This is a genomic window from Mycobacterium sp. 852002-51613_SCH5001154, from assembly GCF_001667425.1.
Classification (GTDB): domain Bacteria; phylum Actinomycetota; class Actinomycetes; order Mycobacteriales; family Mycobacteriaceae; genus Mycobacterium.
Map to the genome: position 1 here is coordinate 1 of NZ_LZII01000048.1, position 3,861 is coordinate 3,861.

Below are 3,861 nucleotides of genomic sequence, written 5' to 3' on the forward strand. Positions count from 1 at the left end.
CCCCTGGCCCCCCCCCGCCCCCCCCCCCCCACCCGGGCCCCCCCCCCCCGCCGCACCCCCCCCCCCCCCGGGCGGGCGGGGGGGTGGGGGGGGGGGGCGCGCGCCCCGGCCAGCCGCGCGCGTTCGAGTTCCTTCTCGGCGGCCTTGAGCCGCTCCACCAGGCCGGCCACCCGGATGGGCACCTCGTCGGACGGCACCTTCAGCGACGAAGCCAGCCCAGCCATCAGGGCGCGCTCCTTGGCGAGGTGGCGGAACGAGTCCAGCCCGACGTAGGCCTCCACGCGGCGCACCCCGGAACCGACCGACGATTCGCCCAGGATGGTCACCGGCCCGATCTGCGCCGAGTTGTGGACATGGGTGCCACCGCAGAGTTCCAGCGAGAACGGGCCACCGATCTCCACCACCCGCACCTGCTCCGGGTAGCTCTCGCCGAACAGCGCGACCGCCCCCATGGCCTTGGCCTTCTCGAGCTGCTCGGTGAAGGTGTGCACCTCGAAGTCCGCCTGGACGGCCTCGTTGGTGACCTCTTCGATCTGGGTGCGCTGCTCGTCGGACAGCGAACCCTGCCAGTTGAAGTCGAACCGCAGGTAGCCCGGGCGGTTCAGCGACCCGGCCTGAACGGCGTTGGGGCCGAGCACCTGTCGCAGCGCGGCGTGCACCATGTGGGTGCCCGAGTGACCCTGGGTGGCACCGCGGCGCCATTCCGGGTCGACCGCCGCCACCACGGTGTCGCCCTCCACGAATTCGCCGGACTCGACGTTAATCCGGTGCACCCACAGGGTTTTGGCGATCTTCTGCACGTCGGTGACCGCCGCGCGGGCGCTCTCGCCCGCCCCGGTCCCGGTGATGGTGCCCTCGTCGGCGATCTGGCCGCCGGATTCGGCGTACAGCGGGGTGCGGTCCAGCACGAGTTCGACCTGGTGCGCCCCGGCCCCTTCCGTTTGCGAGCCGTGGGTGACCACCGGCACCCGCTTCCCGTCGACGAAGATGCCCAGAATCCTTGCCTCGGAAGCCAGTTCGTCGAATCCGGTGAATTCGGTTGGGCCGGCGTCGACCAGCTCGCGGTAGGCGCTCAGGTCGGCGTGCGCGTGCTTGCGGGCGGCGGCGTCCGCCTTGGCCCGGCGGCGCTGTTCGGCCATCAGTTCCCGGAAGCCGATCTCGTCGACCTGCAGGCCGGCCTCGGAGGCCATCTCCAGGGTCAGCTCGATCGGGAAGCCGTAGGTGTCATGCAGCGTAAAGGCATCCGAGCCGGAAATCGCTTTCTTACCAGAAGCTTTCGTGGTGCCCGCCACCTCGTCGAACAGCTTGGAGCCGGCCGCGAGCGTGCGGTTGAACGCGGTCTCCTCGGCGACGGCGATGCGCCTGATCCGGTCGAAGTCGGCGACCAGTTCGGGATACGACGGCCCCATCGCGTCGCGCACGGTTGCCATCAGCTCGCCGACGATCGGGCCTTCGATGTCGAGCAGCTTGGCCGACCGGATCACCCGGCGCAGCAGGCGGCGCAGCACGTACCCGCGCCCATCGTTGCCGGGAGTGACGCCGTCTCCGATCAGGATCGCCGCGGTGCGGCTGTGGTCGGCGATGACCCGGTAGCGCACGTCGTCCTCGTGATTGCCGGCGTCGTAACCGCGCGGCGCACGGGCGGCCACGGCATCGATGACGGGCCTCAGCAGGTCGGTCTCGTAGACGTTGTGCACGCCCTGCAGGACGAACGCGACGCGCTCGACGCCCATGCCGGTGTCAATGTTCTTGCGCGGCAAGGGCCCTAGGATTTCGAAGTCGGTTTTGCCGGTGCCCTCGCCGCGTTCGTTCTGCATGAACACGAGGTTCCAGATCTCGATGTAGCGGTCTTCGTTGGCCACCGGGCCCCCGCCGACGCCGAACTCCTCGCCGCGGTCGTAGTAGATCTCCGACGACGGGCCGCATGGACCGGGGATGCCCATGGACCAGTAGTTGTCTTCCATGCCGCGGCGCTGGATCCGCTCGGGCGGCAGCCCGGCGATGTCCTGCCACAGCTGCACGGCCTCGTCGTCGTCGAAATAGACCGTCGTCCAGATTCTTTCGGGGTCCAGGCCGTAGCCACCCTCGGACACGCCGTTGGTCAGCAGGGTCCACGCCAGCTCGATGGCGCGGCTCTTGAAGTAGTCGCCGAACGAGAAGTTGCCGGCCATCTGGAAGAAGGTGTTGTGCCGGGTGGTGATGCCCACCTCGTCGATGTCGGGTGTGCGGATGCACTTCTGAATGCTGGTGGCCGTCGAATACGGCGGTGTGCGGGCGCCCAGGAAGTACGGCACGAACTGGACCATGCCCGCGTTGACGAACAGCAGGTTGGGGTCGTCGAGGATCACCGATGCGCTGGGCACCTCGGTGTGACCCGCCTTCACGAAGTGATCAAGAAACCTCTTCCTGATCTCGTGTGTCTGCACTTCTGGTCCGCTTCTTCCTGTTTGCTTTTTCTGCGTGGACGTCTATTCCAGCGTATTCGCCGGAATTGCTGGCTATCGGGCCGCTAACCCTCCAGAAAGCTCAACCGCACCGAGCGGTGCGGGTTGTCCCGGTTCAGGTCGACCAGCACGATGCTTTGCCACGTGCCCAGCATCGGCTCGCCGGCGGAGACCGGCACCGTCACCGACGGCGCGACCAGCGCCGGCATCACGTGATCGGCGCCGTGGCCCGGGGAGCCATGCGAGTGCCGGTAACGGTCGTCGCGCGGCAGCAGCCGTTCCAGCGTGTCGAGAAGGTCGTCGTCGGAGCCGGCCCCGGTCTCGATGATGGCGACGCCCGCCGTCGCGTGCGGGACGAACACGTTGCACAAGCCGTCGCCCCGTGACCAGCAGAAGCCCCGCACCGCCTCGGTCAGATCGACGATGCGGCGCCGTGTGGTGTCCACGTCGAGCACATCGGTATGCATCCGAACCAGCCTACGGCGCACCTGTTGCGACCAGCCAATCGTTTGTGAGCGCGACCACATCAAGGCATTGCGGCGCGCAACGGGCAGGAGGAAGGTTACTGATGGGCCGGTCGCCCACCGGGCCCCTTCGGTACAAGCCCCAACAGAGGAGGTCGGCCGTGTACGCACGCTCCACCACCATCCAGGCGCAACCCTTATCGGTAGATATCGGTATCGCGCACGTTCGCGACATCGTCATGCCGGCCCTCATGGAGATCGACGGGTGTGTCGGACTGTCACTGTTGGTCGACCGGCAGTCCGGAACCTGCATCGCCACCAGCTCGTGGGACAGCATCGACGCCATGCGCGCCAGCGCCGAACGGGTCGCCCCGATCCGCGATCAGGCCGCGCTGATGTTCGACGGCAGCGCGCGGGTCGAGGAGTGGGACATCGCTTTGCTGCACCGCGACCATCCGTCCCGTCCGGGGGCCTGCGTGCGAGCCACCTGGCTCAAGGTGGTGCCTGATCAGCTGAGCCGATCCCTGGACTTCTGCCGGACGTCGGTGCTGCCGGAGCTGGAGGATCTCGACGGGTTCTGCAGCGCCAGCCTGCTGGTCGACCATCCCGCGTGCCGGCGGGCGGTGTCCTGCTCGACGTTCGACTCGATGGACGCCATGGCCCGCAACCGCGACCGGGCCAGCGAATTGCGCAGCAGGCGCGTCCGGGAGCTGGGCGCCGAGGTCGTTGACGTGGCCGAATTTGAGCTGGCGATCGCTCACCTGCGGGTGCCCGAACTGGTCTAGCGGCGCCGGCTTTCGCCGAGTGTGCGGCGAGCCGCACAGCGGGGGGGGGGGGGGGGGGGGGGGGGCCCCCCCCCCCCGCCCCGCCCGGGCGGGGGGGGGCGGGCCCCGGGGGCCGCCGGGGGGGGGGGGGGCGCGGGGGGGGGGCCCCGCCCGCGCCCCCCCCGGGGG

Annotated in this window: 3 protein-coding genes; 1 reads left to right on the plus strand and 2 read right to left on the minus strand. The window is 69.4% G+C overall.

Annotated features, from left to right (window positions below):
• Both alaS and A5750_RS12455 read right to left on the minus strand, forming a co-directional pair.
• Positions 1 to 2,426 (minus strand): alanine--tRNA ligase (alaS, locus tag A5750_RS12450; RefSeq protein WP_231989185.1); only part of this gene is annotated, 2,426 nt, incomplete at its 3' end.
• An 83-nt stretch (positions 2,427 to 2,509) separates the two neighbouring features.
• Positions 2,510 to 2,899 carry a secondary thiamine-phosphate synthase enzyme YjbQ gene (locus A5750_RS12455; RefSeq protein WP_197505419.1) on the minus strand — a complete coding sequence of 130 codons (390 nt, stop codon included), beginning with the start codon at positions 2,897 to 2,899 and terminating at the stop codon, positions 2,510 to 2,512.
• A 170-nt stretch (positions 2,900 to 3,069) separates the two neighbouring features.
• Between A5750_RS12455 and A5750_RS12460 the strand changes: the two genes are divergently transcribed.
• Positions 3,070 to 3,693, plus strand: coding sequence for a hypothetical protein (locus A5750_RS12460; RefSeq protein ID WP_067263162.1), 624 nt, complete (start codon positions 3,070 to 3,072; stop codon positions 3,691 to 3,693).
• Positions 3,694 to 3,861 lie beyond the last annotated feature (168 nt).